The sequence below is a fragment of the Peteryoungia desertarenae genome, assembly GCF_005860795.2.
GTDB lineage: Bacteria > Pseudomonadota > Alphaproteobacteria > Rhizobiales > Rhizobiaceae > Allorhizobium > Allorhizobium desertarenae.
On record NZ_CP058350.1, the window covers coordinates 1,625,719 to 1,641,107 of the forward strand.

The 15,389-nt window shown below is 58.0% G+C and carries 13 protein-coding genes and 1 riboswitch; of the genes, 5 read left to right on the plus strand and 8 right to left on the minus strand.

All coding sequences use genetic code 11. From position 1 onward, the window contains the following. Positions 1 to 5: 5 nt before the first annotated feature. The 3 genes from FE840_RS07710 to FE840_RS07720 all read right to left on the minus strand — a co-directional run bounded on the left by FE840_RS07710 (position 6) and on the right by FE840_RS07720 (position 4,151). Positions 6 to 2,816 carry an EAL domain-containing protein gene (locus FE840_RS07710; RefSeq protein ID WP_138285429.1) on the minus strand — a complete coding sequence of 937 codons (2,811 nt, stop codon included), beginning with the start codon at positions 2,814 to 2,816 and terminating at the stop codon, positions 6 to 8. A gap of 72 nt (positions 2,817 to 2,888) precedes the next feature. Continuing rightward, positions 2,889 to 3,944, minus strand: coding sequence for a FecR domain-containing protein (locus FE840_RS07715; protein ID WP_179028199.1), 1,056 nt, complete (start codon positions 3,942 to 3,944; stop codon positions 2,889 to 2,891). A gap of 48 nt (positions 3,945 to 3,992) precedes the next feature. Beyond that, positions 3,993 to 4,151, minus strand: coding sequence for a hypothetical protein (locus tag FE840_RS07720; RefSeq protein ID WP_171033634.1), 159 nt, complete (start codon positions 4,149 to 4,151; stop codon positions 3,993 to 3,995). A 282-nt stretch (positions 4,152 to 4,433) separates the two neighbouring features. On the opposite strand from FE840_RS07720, the gene FE840_RS07725 reads away from it, so the two are divergent. From FE840_RS07725 to FE840_RS07735, 3 genes are all read left to right on the plus strand, one after another. Further along, on the plus strand, positions 4,434 to 6,170 hold the full coding sequence (locus FE840_RS07725) for an AMP-binding protein (RefSeq protein ID WP_138285427.1): 1,737 nt from the start codon (positions 4,434 to 4,436) through the stop codon (positions 6,168 to 6,170). Between the two features lie 15 nt (positions 6,171 to 6,185). Beyond that, on the plus strand, positions 6,186 to 7,085 hold the full coding sequence (locus tag FE840_RS07730; RefSeq protein WP_138285426.1) for a bile acid:sodium symporter family protein: 900 nt from the start codon (positions 6,186 to 6,188) through the stop codon (positions 7,083 to 7,085). 151 nt (positions 7,086 to 7,236) lie between these two features. Then, the gene (locus tag FE840_RS07735) at positions 7,237 to 7,653 is read left to right on the plus strand and encodes a hypothetical protein (RefSeq protein WP_179028200.1); all 417 of its coding nucleotides are present in this window, start codon (positions 7,237 to 7,239) and stop codon (positions 7,651 to 7,653) included. 285 nt (positions 7,654 to 7,938) lie between these two features. On the opposite strand, the gene ribB is transcribed toward FE840_RS07735, so the two are convergent. From ribB to FE840_RS07760, 5 genes are all read right to left on the minus strand, one after another. Further along, positions 7,939 to 8,577, minus strand: coding sequence for a 3,4-dihydroxy-2-butanone-4-phosphate synthase (ribB, locus tag FE840_RS07740; protein WP_138285425.1), 639 nt, complete (start codon positions 8,575 to 8,577; stop codon positions 7,939 to 7,941). Between the two features lie 117 nt (positions 8,578 to 8,694). Next, positions 8,695 to 8,839, minus strand: a riboswitch (FMN riboswitch). A 164-nt stretch (positions 8,840 to 9,003) separates the two neighbouring features. Further along, entirely contained in the window at positions 9,004 to 9,792 is a 789-nt protein-coding gene (locus FE840_RS07745; RefSeq protein ID WP_138285424.1) for an SDR family oxidoreductase, read from the minus strand. A 17-nt stretch (positions 9,793 to 9,809) separates the two neighbouring features. Further along, on the minus strand, positions 9,810 to 11,303 hold the full coding sequence (locus tag FE840_RS07750; protein ID WP_138285423.1) for a sugar ABC transporter ATP-binding protein: 1,494 nt from the start codon (positions 11,301 to 11,303) through the stop codon (positions 9,810 to 9,812). A gap of 21 nt (positions 11,304 to 11,324) precedes the next feature. Next, positions 11,325 to 12,260: a substrate-binding domain-containing protein gene (locus FE840_RS07755; protein WP_138285422.1), complete on the minus strand. Its 936-nt coding sequence runs from the start codon at positions 12,258 to 12,260 to the stop codon at positions 11,325 to 11,327. 118 nt (positions 12,261 to 12,378) lie between these two features. Next, complete coding sequence (locus tag FE840_RS07760) at positions 12,379 to 13,353, minus strand: ABC transporter permease (RefSeq protein WP_138285421.1); 975 nt, start codon at positions 13,351 to 13,353, stop codon at positions 12,379 to 12,381. A gap of 203 nt (positions 13,354 to 13,556) precedes the next feature. Here FE840_RS07760 and FE840_RS07765 point away from each other — a divergent pair, with 203 nt between their 5' ends. Continuing rightward, entirely contained in the window at positions 13,557 to 14,369 is an 813-nt protein-coding gene (locus FE840_RS07765; protein ID WP_171033633.1) for a transketolase, read from the plus strand. Next, complete coding sequence (locus tag FE840_RS07770; RefSeq protein ID WP_138285419.1) at positions 14,366 to 15,334, plus strand: transketolase family protein; 969 nt, start codon at positions 14,366 to 14,368, stop codon at positions 15,332 to 15,334. The genes FE840_RS07765 and FE840_RS07770 overlap by 4 nt, the downstream gene beginning before the upstream one ends. Positions 15,335 to 15,389 lie beyond the last annotated feature (55 nt).

A 15,389-nucleotide genomic window follows, 5' to 3' on the forward strand; every position in this document is an offset into this window, starting at 1 on the left:
TTGCATCAGGATGCGCGCCGTTTGTCGGACCAATGAGGATCGCGATAGAGTGCAACAAGCTCTTGTGAGGTCTGGGGTTTTCCGAAGAAGTAGCCCTGCCCCTCTTCGCAGCCAAGCTGACGCAGAAGTGTCCACTCGATATCGCCCTCGATCCCTTCGCAAACAATTTTCAGGTCCAGTCCCCGGGCAAGCGCGGCTACCGCAATCACGATGGCCTGGCTTGCTGCATCGGTTGACATCTTGCGAATGAAAGACTGGTCAATCTTGATCTTGTCGATGGGAAAACCGGCGAGATAGGCCAGCGAAGAATACCCCGTTCCAAAGTCATCAAGGGCTATTGTGACGCCCATTTTTCGCAATTGAGCCAGCGACTTCAACAGGTCGTCAGTGCGGTCGAGGAAGGTCGACTCCGTGATTTCGAGATGCAGACGCCGCGCCGGGAGCCCGGTCAGCAAAAGAGCCTGCTCTACATCCTTGACCAGATCATCCTTGACGAATTGCAGCGGGGACACGTTCACCGCGACACTCATATCTCCCGGCCAGTCGCATGCCGCGCGGCATGCCTCAACAAGCATCCAGCGACCCAATTCGCAGATAAAGCCGTTTGCCTCGGCAATGCCTATGAATTCACTTGGCGAAATGATGCCGAGGCTTGGATGCTGCCATCTCAAAAGCGCTTCGGCGCCGATCACCGAGCCAGTCTTGAGGTCGACTTGAGGCTGGTAGAGAAGGAAAAACTGCTGGTCTTCCAGCCCGAGGCGCAACTCGCCCTCCAAGCGCCGTGATCGCGCCTGTCGGTCCGCTGCAAGAGGGTCGTAAAGACGCCAGCCACGACCGCTGACGGTTTTTGCATCGTCCAGCGCAAGCTCAGCGTCACTTAACCACTTGCTGCCACAACCTTCGCCGGGACTGCCGGCGGAGGCTCCAATTCTGGCCGTGATATCAACCTGGCTGTCGGTCAAGGACACCGGCACATCGAAGAGCTCAAGCAGCTCTTCGGCCTTTTTTGCGAGCCGGACATCATCGTAGTCACCCGGAAGGACGATGGCGAAAACATCGCCGCCAATTCGACCGACAAGGCCTTCGTCACCGGCATAGGCTGCAAGTCTCTTTGCAACAGCTTGAAGAAGGCGGTCGCCGAGTTCCCGCCCGAGCGTCGAGTTCAAGACACCAAAACGATGGAGGTTGATTGCAAAAACCCCCGAGGGCTGTCCTAGTTGTTCGAGGCGAACAACCAATTCTCGGCGGTTCAGAAGGCCAGTCAACTCGTCATATTGCGACAGTTGCATCAACTTGGTTTCATAGGCGTGGCGGCTCGTCACGTCGCGGATCGTGACGCTGGCGAGAAACTCGTGCTGCTCCTGAACGCCTTGCGGCAAGTCTAGATCGAAGGGTGAAATTGTCACGGTCGCATCAAGCGTCCGAGAACCTTTTGCGACATCGTCATATGAGGCGGCATATCTGGCACCGGCTACTGAAAACCTGCCAAACTCGGTATGAACAGCGCCTGGACTTTCGCCAAAGGCCGATACTGCTCGTCGCAGGATCGCGGAAAGCTCTGGTGGAGCATGCTCTGTGATCACCTGACCCCTATGCAAGGGCTTTTCGAGACCCAGGAGCCCCGGGGTGGTCCGACTGAGATCGACGATCCGAAATCGGCTGTCGACAACGACAATCGCATCGACGCTATCAGCAATCACCCGCTTGAGAATCCGACGGATGGTCCGGTTTTCAGCATTGGCAACTTCCACAAGGAAGGTTTCGATGTCGATCTTTTCGACCATCAGGATCAGAAGCCCGAAGGCAAGTATCAGCCACAGTGTCGCTGTCGAAAGGACGGCCCGGTATTCATCCTGCAGCAAGAAGGCCAAGGTTTCCCCCGTGATGACGACCAAAGCGAGCCCGAGACCGGTAGCCAGGAGCGGTTGGTGATGAAACCGCAACACATAGATCATGATCAACCCGCAAAGAAGCAGCGACGGCGCCAGAAGCGGGATTTCGGTCAGGAGGCCTTTCTGCTTGAGCGTCTCGGCGGCCAGGATGTGAAGCATGGGGCCGCTTATCACGCCGTGAAGGGGGACTGCGAAGAAGTCGCCAAGTTCGGTGGCAAAGGCTCCAACCACAACGGATCGACCTTCAAGCGCCTCCTTTGCAACATTGCCCTCCAGTATATCTCGCACCGAGAAAACTGGGACACTTAGCGGATCTATCGAATAATCGATCAAGACTGTTTTTTGGGTCTTGCCGTCGTAATTGGCCAGAAGGGCCGCGGCTGAAGGAACGTCATCTCCGTCAAATCGCTCGGAGAGCGCAAAGTGACGAATAAGTCCACCTTCGTCCATCTCGACATTGGCAAATGCCAGCCATGCATGTTCTTCCAGTATCGGGATGGGTTTGCTCGCGGCCACAGTGCCACGATCACCGGCGCTATCATGCTGGAGAAAGAGCGGAAGCATGACCCCACCGCCAGCATCCGCAAGCGCTTCGGCAAGCCGATTGTCGGCCACGGATGTAGAGGGGGTACTGAAATCGATATCGAGGTAGATATCATGAACATCGGCTGCCACAAGCCGATCGATCAGGTCCGCATGGACCGTGCGAGGCCATGGCCAGGTGCCGATGGAGTCAATGCTGGTCTTGTCGATCGCGACAAAGACAATCTCTCCGCTTGCCTTGCGATCATGAAGAGAAAACCGCAAGTCGAGGAGTTGGTTGTCGAGCCATACTGCGAAGCGTGTTTGTGGCACCACCACAGGCAGGGCAAGCAGGATGCAGAACATCACGAGCCGTGGCCATGCGCCACGGCTTTCCTTCAATCTGGACCTGCTGACAAAATCATTCACGTGTTAGAAGCTCTCTCATCCGGGTACGACGCAATTGGCTAGACCCTATCCTTTGCCCTTTCCGTTTCCACCGCCATTGCCGTTTCCACCGCCATTGCCGTTTCCACCGCCATTGCCGTTTCCACCGCCATTGCCGTTTCCACCGCCATTGCCGTTTCCACCGCCATTGCCGTTTCCACCGCCATTGCCGTTTCCACCGCCGTTGCCGTTTCCACCGCCGTTGCCGTTTCCACCGCCGTTGCCGTTTCCGCCGCCATTGCCGTTTCCGCCGCCGTTGCCGTTTCCGCCGCCATTGCCGTTTCCACCGCCATTGCCGTTTCCGCCGCCGTTGCCGTTTCCATCGCCATTGCCGTTTCCACCGCCATTGCCGCTTCCACCGCCATTGCCGCTTCCACCACCGTTGCCGTCTCCGCCACCGTTACCGTTGCCGCGATCACTGTTTTCGTTGCGGCGTCCATCGCTCGGGGGCGCGTCATCACGCGGGCCAAAGAGGCCAGAGCCAAAGATGCTCGGCTGTTCGGAGACCCGCGTGACGTCCGGTCGTTCCGTCTTCCCTGCTACCTGCATGCCACCGGAAGTCGAAACCTCCGCACTCTGGCCAGCGCCTATATTCGAGCGTTCGCCTTCATTGGATGTGACTTCAACAAGACCGTGGCGGACTGTCACCGAGGCCGACCTTGCGCCGACGGTCACTCGAAAACCGGTTCCTTTGACCACGGCGGCAAGAAAGGGTGTCCGGACCGTCGTATGCGGACGACCACGTGTTTCGATCTCAAGATCAAGTGTACCCGTGTGCTGCGCAATCTGGGTCTTTCGCGAAAACAAGCCCGACTTGGTCACAATGGCAGCCATCGTGTTTGGCTGAAAGGCGATGCTCTCGCTCCCTCTGACAAGTTGAAGCCTGCCGCGCGGGCCAGTGGATACCCAGGCACGATTCGGAATCACATCGCCATTTTTCACCGGGATCCAGTTCGTCTTGTCGATTGTGTATGCGACCTGCCTGGTCGCCTTGGCTGCTGTCCAATCACCCGATGCCGCCATGGACATGGTTGGAATGAGAACGGCCAGCATCACGAGGATGTTTCGAACAAAACTGAACATGGTAGCGCCTCCTTACATGAGTGCATGAAGACATAAAGTTCTTAATATTCATTGGGGGCGTATGCCGACCCCATTGATCTTGAGAGGTTCGACAAGCAGTGAAATCAGACCGATCGAGAGGCGGTTCATCCCGTAAAGAATATCAATATCAATAGTTTGAGTGGGTTTTCTATTCGGCTCATCGTGTTGAAAAGATTTCATTTTCATTAACTCTCCTACACGAAAGCGCTTAATGTCTGGCCGGTGATAACGCCGCGCGATCCCGCGACGGCGATCATTCCGCAGCATTTTCGAAGGCCAAAATTGTATTTGCAGGGGATGGAAATCCGCTCAACGCAGATGCATGCCATTCTTCACAGGCTGCCAAATCCAAAACTTCTGGACAATAAATCGAGACAACGACATCTTCTTGATGAAGGACAAGTTTCCGGGGACAAAACCGGATGAGGTTCGAGGGAACAGCGTCGATAGAACGCCTTGGGAGGACAAATGAATCAGGTTTATGTGCCGCCACGACCGTGGCTGGCATCCTATGGTGCTACCATTCCTCAGGAATTGCCGGAGCTGCGCTATAGCAGCCTGCCAGATCTGGTGCACAAATCATCTGTTGCCAATGACAAGCGCAAGGCCTTCACCTGCGTCGTGCCAAATGGCATGAACGGTACGCTGACCTATGCTGAAATCGGAGAAATGTCGGACGCATTCGCGGCATTTCTCCATCATGACTGCGGCCTGCGACCGGGGGATAGAGTCGCCGTCCAGCTGCCAAACTGCCTTGCCTATCCCGTCGTCGCTTTTGGCGTTTTCAAGGCGGGATGCGTTCTGGTCAACACCAATCCACTCTACACGCCGAGTGAAATGATCCATCAGTTCAATGACGCCGGTGCAAAGGCGCTGGTGCTGATTGACATGTTCGCCGACAAGCTGGCGGAGGTCGTTCCGAAAACCGGCATCCAGTCGGTGATCCTGGCCGGGATCCCGGAATTCTTTCCTCGTATTCCGGAGGTGATTGTCCGAGGGGTGCAGAAGGTTTGGAGCAAGACGCTGCCCCCTGTTCCAAAGCTCGATGTGGCAACGCTGCGTCTCAAGCAGGCGCTGGCCATGGGACGGGCGCATCACGCCAATGTCGCGGCCATGTGGGAAAACGTCGGCCCGGATGATCTGGCGCTTCTGCAGTATACGGGCGGAACCACGGGCGTTGCAAAGGGTGCCATGCTCACCCATGGGAACATTCTGTCGAACCTTGAGCAGGTCAAGGCCGTGTCCTCGGGCATGATGGCCAAGAACGACCAGGTTCTGACGGCGCTGCCGCTCTATCACATCTTCTCTTTCACCGCGAACCTGATCACCTTTTTCGAACTCGGCGCCCGCAACATCCTGATCCCGTCGCCAAGGCCGGTGCAGAATCTGCAGCGGGCGATCGAGAACTATCCGATTACCTGGATCACCGGTGTCAACACGCTGTTCAATGGGTTGATGAATGAGGAATGGTTTGCCGCCTATCCGCCGAAGCAGTTGCGAGCCGCTATTGCCGGCGGCACGGCGCTGCATGAGGCGGTTGCAACGCGCTGGCGCGTGATGACCGGTACGCAGATCGCCGAGGGTTACGGTCTGACCGAGACATCACCGCTCGTCAGTTTCAACCCGCTGGACGATCGCGCAAAACCCGGCAGCATCGGGATGCCGGTACCTGGTTGCGACGTGCTTCTGGTGGACGAGGACAGCAAGCCGGTTGCCACCGGCGAACCGGGCGAGCTTATCGTTCGCGGTGTCCAGGTCATGAAGGGCTATTGGCAGCGACCGGAAGAAACGGCCGCCGCAATCCAGAATGACTGGTTCTATACCGGAGACATTGCGGTGATGGATGAGGAGGGTTTCCTGCGCATCGTCGACCGCAAGAAGGATATGGTCCTCGTGTCCGGCTTCAACGTCTATCCCAATGAAGTGGAAGCGGTGCTTTCCAAAATGGATGCCGTGCTGGAAGCGGCTGTCGTTGCCGTTCCCGATGCGAAGACGGGTGAGGCGGTCCGGGCTTATGTGGTCAAGAACCCCGATTACGAGGGCGAACTGACCAAGGAGGATGTCTTCAAGCATTGCCGCCAGTATCTGAGCGATTATAAGGTGCCGAAGTCAGTGGTCTTCCGCGATGTTTTGCCCAAGTCACCGATCGGCAAGATCCTGCGCAAGGATCTCAAAGCCGAGATCCGTTCCGAATTCGCTCTGTGATGGGAAGGGCCAACAATGCTGACCGAGCTTGAAACAACACTGCTGGGCATCATGATGATGGTCATCATGCTGGGCATGGGCGCATCCATGACCTTCCGCGACTTCCTGATTGCATTCCGCAAGCCAAAGGGGATCCTTGTCGGATTGCTGTCCCAGTATATGGTCATGCCCTTCCTGGGCTATGCGCTTGCCGTCATTCTGGGCTTGCCGTCTGCCATGGCGGTCGGCCTGATCCTGATCGCCTGCATGCCGGGAGGAACCACCAGCAATATCTTCGCCTATTTTTCCAAGGGTGTTCTGGCCCTTTCGATCATGATGACCACCGTCTCGACCCTTGTCGCCGTGGTCACCGTCCCCTCTCTATTGAGCTTCTATGGTGGACTGGCGGGTGTGACCGGCGATTATGTAATCCCGGCAGGCAATGTCGCACAGGTCCTTGTCGTGCTGCTGGTGCCGACGGTATTGGGCATGGTGCTGCGCAAATGGAGCGCGAATGTCGGGGCCAGCGTGGAACTGATCGGCTCCATGCTCGGTGTCGTTGTGATCCTGTTCCTGATCGTCACCTGGGTGCCGCGCAATTACCAGATGTTGCTGGATACGCCTTTGCCGGTCTATGTGGCGGCAATCGGCATCGGGCTCACCGGCATGCTGCTCGGTTATTGGCTGGCCCGCGCGCTCAAGCAGGACAGCAACCGCTCGCGCACCATCAGCCTTGAGACAGGAATCCAGAATGGACCGCTGGCCGCGTTGATCGTCACCTTGACCTTCACCGGCGTCCAGCAACAGGAAGTCTTGTTCATTCCCGTCCTCTATAGCCTCTTTATTGTCATAACCTCGTCCATTGTCACCATCTGGTACCGGAGCCATGCCACGGCAGAAGCTCTGGCCCGCGACGCGGCCAAGATCAGAACCTGACAAGATGGGTGCTGAGTTCGGTACTGTCTTGCCCATGTATCCCGACCTGTCACGCGGCGCGTGACAGGTCACATGTGCTAGTGTCATCCGACCCTGCGTGCGCATGGTGGACGATGAGGACATTAAGGGTCAGTGAAAGTCGGCTGCCGGGTTGGCAGTGAATGAAGGCTGCTGGAATGCGTGGCCGCCAGTAGAAGATGTTTCCCCGGCGGACAAGATTTTCGACCCCGTGGCGGACTGCCATGACGAAGACACCCTCAATCAGGCCCGAAGGTCACCCCGTGCCGTTTTCGGGTTGGGTCTCACCTTTGGGCATCAGATCGCCGATGACGCCAAAACGGGATCCGGCGCGACGGAAAAACATGAGAATCAAGGCTTTTTGGGAGAATTGGCTGGGGAACCTGGCTTCTCATATGATTTCAAAGGCTTAACAGAATCACCTTTGATTTTCCTCTGTCCCCCCGCGAGCGACCGTGGATGCCATCTTTGTGGCCTGGCTCTGGGGCCGACGTCAACATGGCGGGAGAGCGGCAATTATTTCCGCATCGAAGCGTCGATCTCGATGTAAGCCATCTCCTGATCGTGGTGCAGTGGTAGCTTCCGATCAAGTCTCTGCGTGTCGCACGAGTTGACCATTCTTGGATGCCGATCGCTGATGATGGAACGTGCACATTTACTGCAATGCCAGCCAAAGGTTCGTTTCGAACGCGAACAAAGGAAAGCCGCCAAAGCACTTTTATCGCTTTGACGGCTCATGTTGTCGCTTGCTAAGCTGTGTCTTGGCCAGAAGCTCGTCGTGCTCCCGAGCTCTGAGATAGCACGCAAATGCTTCTTCTAAACGATGAGGCGTCGTTCACGCAGCAACGGCGGGCCGAGATGCGTCTCTACTGACAGCCCTGTAACGGATCAGGTCCTCGATCGAAATCAGCGGGAGACTGTGCAGCTTGCAGAATTCGATCAGGTCCGGCAGTCGTGCCATGGTGCCGTCGTCGTTGGCGACCTCACAGATCACACCCGACGGTTTGGCACCAATAAGCCGCGCGAGATCAACGGCGGCTTCGGTATGCCCTGGGCGGCCTAAAACACCGTCTGGATGGGCACGCAACGGGAAGATATGCCCTGGCCGCGCGAAGTCTTCGGGCTTGGTAGCGTCATCCATCAGCGCTCGAACGGTTTTGGCTCTGTCTGCGGCCGAGATCCCGGTGGTGGTTCCATGGATATAGTCCACCGACACGGTAAAGGCCGTCTTCAGGTACTCCGTGTTGTTCGGGACCATCAGGGGGATGTCGAGCGCATCGAGCCTTTCGCCTTCCATGGCGATGCACACCAGCCCGCGGGCATGCTTCATCATGAAAGCAATGCTCTCAGGGGTTACGTGATCGGATGCAACGATGATGTCGCCTTCGTTTTCCCGATCCTCGTCATCAACGACGACGACCATTCCCCCGTGTGCAAGGGTCTCCAATGCGTCTTCAATTTTCGAAAGTGTCATTCCAGTGCCTTTCAAGGGTAACCGCGTGAGCGGCCAAAACACGACCTTTCGGTCGCCATTCCATCCCTTGGGCGAACACAGCACGAACGCCTCCCCGACATGGGAAGTCGCAATAGCCGATGCTCTCTTTCATCCGGACTCTAACCGTCGGCTCCGGCATCGCACCGGATCTGCTGCCTTTCACCGAGGTGAAAGCGCTCGCGGGCTCCCGGCACAGCCGGATACCGCCGGTGGGGAATTTCACCCCGCCCTGAGAACATCATTAAGGTAGGGGAGAAACTACCGGGTTTTCAAGGGGAAACTGAGCATTCGCCATATATTCGGGGGCAGATGTCGCAACAGCCTCAGCCGAAGTCGCGAAACAGAAAAAAGCGCGGTGCGCAGGGCACCGTGCAGGCTTGGGAGTTTAAACTTGGCGGGAAGCTGTCACCAGCAGCAGAAACCTCCATCAACCAGAAGATCGACACCCGTGACAAAGCTCGCGGCACCGGAAAGTAGAAAGACCGCCGGACCTACCATCTCGTCCACCGTCGCCATCCGCTGCATTGGAGTCTGCTCCTCAAACAGTTTGGTCTGGTGCACCATCTCGGGGCGGGTGTTCATCGGTGTCGCCGTATAGCCGGGGCTGATCGTGTTGACCCGGATACCGCGCCCCACCCATTCCATCGCCATAGACTTGGACATATGGATGACGCCGGCCTTGGAAGCATTGTAGTGGCATTGGTTGAGCCCGCGATTGACGATGACGCCCGACATGGACGCGATGTTGACGATCGATCCGCGTCCGTTCTTCAGCATGGCACGGGCTTCCGCTTGGCAGGAAAGGAAGACGCCCTTCAGGTTGATATCCATCATCGTCTGAAACTGCGCTTCTTCCATCTCTTCGGCCGGATTGGCATTGGCGATGCCTGCCGCATTGACGGCAAGCGTCAGCGGGCCGAGTTCGGCCTCCGTCCGGGAAACGGCATCGTTCAAGGAGGCGGATTGTGTCACGTCCGCCGCGATTTCGATGCTACGCCGGCCTGCGGCTTTGACATGGCGCGCCGTCGTCGCCAGCCCGTCATCGGTGCGGCGATCCAGAAGCGCAACATCTGCGCCGCATTGAGCAAGGCCGATCGCAATTCGCTGGCCGATGCCGCTGCCGGCCCCTGTCACCAAAGCGACATTGCCTGAGAGATCAAAGAGTCTCGGGGCGTTCAAAGTCATGTCCGACATGGTATTTCTCCTGCAATTCAGATCGTGGCCAGTTCCATGACCGACACATCATTGGCGTCCTCGCGGTCGAGAATGCCCGCTTGTTTTCCCTGAGCCATTACCATGATCCGATTAGAGACTCCGAGAACCTCTTCCAGATCCGAGCTGACCACGATGACGGCGATGCCTTGGCGAGCGAGTTCCATTATGGTGTCGTAGATTGATGAACGCGCGCCGACATCAATGCCCCGCGTCGGCTCATCAAGGACGACAACCCTGGGATTCCTAGCCAGCCACTTGGCCAGAACAACCTTCTGCTGGTTGCCACCCGAAAGCTCGCCTGCATTCTGCTCGCCGCGCCCCTTAACGCCGAACTTCTTGATGTAGTCGTTGGCGAATTGGCTCAGCCGCTTGGAGGTTATCCAGCCGGCCTTCGAGACGGCGTCGAAATTGGCGTAGCCGATGTTTTCCGTGATGGAGTGTTCGAGAACGAGGCCCTGTAGCTTGCGGTCTTCCGGCACAAGGACAATGCCATTGCGGATTGCGTCGCTGGGCGATCGCGGAGTGATCACCGCGCCGTCGAGCACCACGTCGCCGGTCGCGATCGGGTCCGCCCCCGTGATCGCGCGAACGAGTTCGGTCCGGCCCGCACCCACCAGACCTGCAATCCCAAAGACTTCGCCGCGCTTTACAGTAAAATCAATGTTGCTGAATGTGCCAGATGGAGAGGACAGTCCACGCACCTCGAGCATGATGTCGTCGGACGGAACAGGCACCGGGGGGAACATACGATCCAGTGAGCGGCCAACCATGGCCTCTACAATGGTGCGTACTGGGACGTCACCTCTGCCAAATTCCTGCACCTTTGCTCCGTCACGCATGACCACGATGCGGTCAGCAATCTGACGAATTTCTTCAAGTCTGTGGGAGATGTAGATGATGCCAACGCCGTCAGCCTTCAGGCGTTCGATCTGGCGGAAGAGAAGTTGTGTTTCTTCGCCTCCGAGTGCTGCTGTGGGCTCGTCGAGAATGAGCAGGCGAGCGTTCAGCGTCAGCGCCTTGGCGATTTCGATCAACTGCTGCTTGGCGGTGGACAGGCCCTCCACAAGGCGCCGAGGCGATACGTCGAGACCCAACCTCTGAAGGCCCGCATGGGCACGCTCTTCCATAGCCTGACGGTCGATGCGTCCGCCCCTGGTCAGATAGCGACCAACGAAGACATTTTCGGCGATCGAGAGTTGCGGCAGGAGTTTCAGCTCCTGATGGATCATGCCGACACCGGCATCCATGGCAGCGCGCGGTGTGGCAGGCGCATAAGGCGCGCCAAACCACGACATTGAGCCGGCAGTTGGCTGAACGGCGCCGGAGATAATCTTAGAAAGGGTCGATTTCCCGGCGCCGTTTTCGCCGAGCAGCGCCACGACTTCACCCGCTCTCACATCAAGGTCGATGCCATGCAGGACCTCAAGTGATCCGTAGACCTTGCGGATCTGCCGGAGCGAGAGGATGGGAGGGAGGTCATTGGCAGTCATGGCGCTGTCTTCCGGTCGTGATTAAGGGTGCTCGGCGACGAACTTCGCGGCATTCTCCGGAGTTGTCAGGAAGCCCGGAAGGAGTTGTTCCGCCGGCAGAGTTTCGCCTGCAGCAAGCTTGATGGCGCTGTCGACCGCGAGGCGGCCGATGCCGCGAACCTGCTGTGTTGCGGTAGCATCGAAGCCGCCTTCAGCAAGGATCGGCAGGGCCGTAGTGTCACCGTCGAAGCCTCCCACGTAAACGCGCTGCGACACGCCAGAGACCTTGACTGCTTGTGCGGCACCGAGAGCCAGACCGTCAGCCTGTGCGAAGATCAACGAGACGTCCGGATGAGCCTGCAGCAGGTTCTGGCCAATGTTGAGACCTTCGGCCTGTGACCACTGCTCGCTCCACTGCTGAGCCACCAGCTCGACACCCGAATTCTCCTCGATCGCCTTCATGCAGCCCTTTGTGCGCTCGACTTCAGGGGTGGTGCCCTTCTGGCCGTGAATCATGATCATCTTGCCCTGGCCGCCAGCGAGACCAATGATGTGCTTGCAGACTTCGTAGGCCGAAGTCGCGTTGTCGGTTGCGATGAAGGTGTCGCCGGGGGCGCCTTCAGCATTGCGGTCAACGTTGACGACGGGGATGCCAGCTTCCTTGGCAAGACGTGTCGGAACGGCAGCAGCGGCGGCGCCGGCTGGAATGTAGATGAAGGCGTCGATGTCCTGCGTAAGAAGATCCTGAACCTGGCTGACCTGGGTCGCGCTGTCATTTTTGGCGTCTACGGTGATGACTTCGATGCCCTTTTCTTTGGCATAGGCTTCGACGCCGATCTTGATTTGGTTGAAGTAGTCGGCCTGCAGGTTCGACACGGCGAGCCCGATCTTCTTCACCTCTTCGGCGGAAGCGCCGAGTGGGTTGAGAGCCGTAGTCGCCAGTGCGGCGGCGGCGAAAAGCATGGTTTTGAGTTTCATGGTAGATCTCCTCCGTTGTTTCGGCACCCCGCTACCATCGCAGGACCGAAGGTTTGCCCGGCTTTCGCCCGGCGGTGAACTGGCGGGCTATCCGCCAAACTGGTGTCTGTCCGACGCGTCACTTCCTCTTGATGGCTTCGGCTGCGACAGCAAGTGCGATAACAACGCCGATAACGACGGCCTGCGTGAAGGGCGAGACACCGAGAAGGTTCAACCCATTCCGCAGCACGCCGATGATCAAGACGCCGATGATTGTTCCAAGAATGCCGCCCTTGCCGCCGCTGAGACTCGTTCCGCCGATAACGACGGCCGCGATTGTGTCCAGCTCATAGGAAACGCCGGCAGTCGGCTGGACCGAGTCCAGGCGCATAGCGAGAACCACGCCCGCCAGACCGGCAAGCAGCCCAGACACCACGTAGACGCCGATGGTGTAGAGGTTAACGTTAATCCCCGCGAGCCGGGCGACTTCTTGATTCCCGCCGATCGCGTAAAGTGAACGTCCGCCAGACGTGTAGCGCAGATAGAGCCAGCCGAGCACGAAAACGACCAGCATGACCGCAACAGTTAAGGTCAGGAATCCGCCGTAGCGCGTGTAGGCGAGCAAGCTGAACCAAGAGGGAAAGCCGACGATCTGCTGACCGTCAGTGATCATATTGGCCAATCCGCGCGCAACCGACATCATCGCCAGCGTGGCGATGAAGGCCGGCACCCCGAGCGCAGTGATCAAGATGCCAGAGACCGCTCCTGTGGCGGCGGCGACGCCAAGGGCAAGAAGGATGCCGACAGGCAGGGGAAGCCCAACCTGGTTGGCCAGGTAACCCATAACCATCATCGTCAGTGCGAGTACCGACCCAACGGCCAGATCGATGCCGCCGATCAGGATGACCATCGTCATGCCGACCGCCATGATGCCAAGCACCGTCACCTGATCGAGGATGTTCAGCAGGTTGCGTGCCGACATGAACTTGTCGGTGGCAAACGAAAGGAAGATGCAAAGCAGGATCAAACCGATCAATGGACCGGTGGTACCCCTGAGTGCCGCCATGGCACTCGCTCCAGCGCCGCGCTCTTGGTCTGTCGCTGATATCGACATCCATGCCTCCCGTTCTGCTCCAGCAACTTTATGCCGGCATAATTATTCATTGCTGTCTGTAAATTCGTAGCGTAGGCCTCTGGCTGCTGTCAACTGCTCCGATGACCCAGTTGAGCAAATTTAATTTCCCCAATCCCGCTTGACAGAAAACCATCTGGTGCAATTATATGAGCGACGGTATATTTATTCACAATGAGGTTTCCATGCAGCCGAATGATCTTGACCGCATCGCAAGGCAGATCCGCCTTCGCGATCTCCAGGCGGTCTACGAAGCGGGCGCTGGCCATATCGGTGGCGAGATGTCAGCAATCGACATCCTCACAGCGCTGTATTTTCAGGTCCTCAGGATCTGGCCGGATCAGCCAAGGCATCCGGAGCGCGATCGTTTCGTGCTGTCCAAGGGGCATGTCGCGCTGGCATTTTACGTGACGCTCGCGAAGCGTGGCTTCTTCCCCGAGGAGGAGATTTCAACATTCCTCAAGCCACATTCGCGTCTCAATGGGCATCCCAATTGTAACAAGGTTCCTGGCGTTGAAACCAATACAGGACCCCTTGGCCATGGCCTGCCGGTCGCAGTGGGTATGGCGAAGGCAGCCAAGTTGACCGGCGCTGCTTATCGCACCTACGTCCTGACTGGTGACGGCGAGATGCAGGAAGGCTCTAACTGGGAAGCCATTTCCTCGGCCGCCCAGTTCGGTCTCGATAACTTGACCCTGATCATCGACCACAACCGTTTTCAGCAGGGTGCGGCCTTGAGCGACACCAATAACATGGCACCCTTTGGCTCCAAGCTTCAGGCTTTCGGCTGGGATGTTACGGAGATCAACGGCAACGCCATGTCAGAAATCGTGCCGGCGCTGCAGCACCGCTCTGATCGTCCACACTGCATTGTCGCTCACACGAATAAGGGCCACGGCATTTCCTTCATGCAGGACCGCGTTGATTGGCACCACAAGGTGCCGAACGCCGAACAATACAAAATCGCTCTCGCCGAGCTCTCGGAGGTGCTGCGATGAACGCCGTGACCATGACCGAAAAACTGCATGACTGCCGCGATGCCTTCGTCTCAGTGCTTGAGCGTCTTGGGGCTGAGAACTCTAAGGTCGTTGCTGTCTGTAATGATTCCGTCGGCTCCTCCAAGCTCGGTGGCTTCAAGTCGAAATGGCCCGAACGGCTAGTGAATGTCGGCATTGCCGAGCAGAATATGGTCGGCGTCGGTGCTGGCCTCGCCAATGGCGGCCTATTGCCCTTCGTCTGTGGAGCCTCGTGCTTCCTGACTGGGCGCTCGCTTGAGCAGGTTAAAGCCGACATTGCCTATTCGAATGCCAATGTGAAGCTCGTCGGCATTTCCTCGGGCATGGCCTATGGCGAACTTGGGCCGACCCATCACTCCATTGAGGATTTTGCCTGGATGCGGGTGCTACCCAACCTCCCGGTGATTGCCCCGTGCGATTCAATAGAAACGGCAGCCGCGGTAGAATGGGCGGCGCGCTACGAAGGCCCGGTATTCCTGCGTCTGTCGCGCGTCGGCGTGCCGGATCTCCTTCCGCAGGGTCATGTCTTCGAGCCTGGCAAGGCCAATCTCCTGCGCGACGGAGACGCCGTCACATTGATCGCCAACGGCACCTTGACCCATCGTGCTATGAAGGCAGCCACGATTCTCGCGTCCCGCGGCATCGAGGCACGCGTGCTCAACATGGCGACCGTTCGCCCGATCGATGTGGACAGCATTGTTGCGGCGGCTCGCGAAACCGGCGCCATCCTGACGGCCGAAGAACATTCGGTCTACGGTGGCCTTGGATCCGCGATTGCGGAAGTCGTTGTTGCTGAAGCTCCGGTGCCGATGAAGATCCTGGGGGTCCCTGGTATCTTTGCGCCAACGGGATCGGCGGAGTTCCTGCTCGATGAATTCGGCATGGCGCCTGAGGCCATGGCGAATGCTGCCGAAGAGCTGCTGGCGCGCAAGCGCGGGCGCAGCTAACGGCTAATTCTCTCAAGGATGTCGCCGCATGATGCACGGCGGCATCTGACCGCAT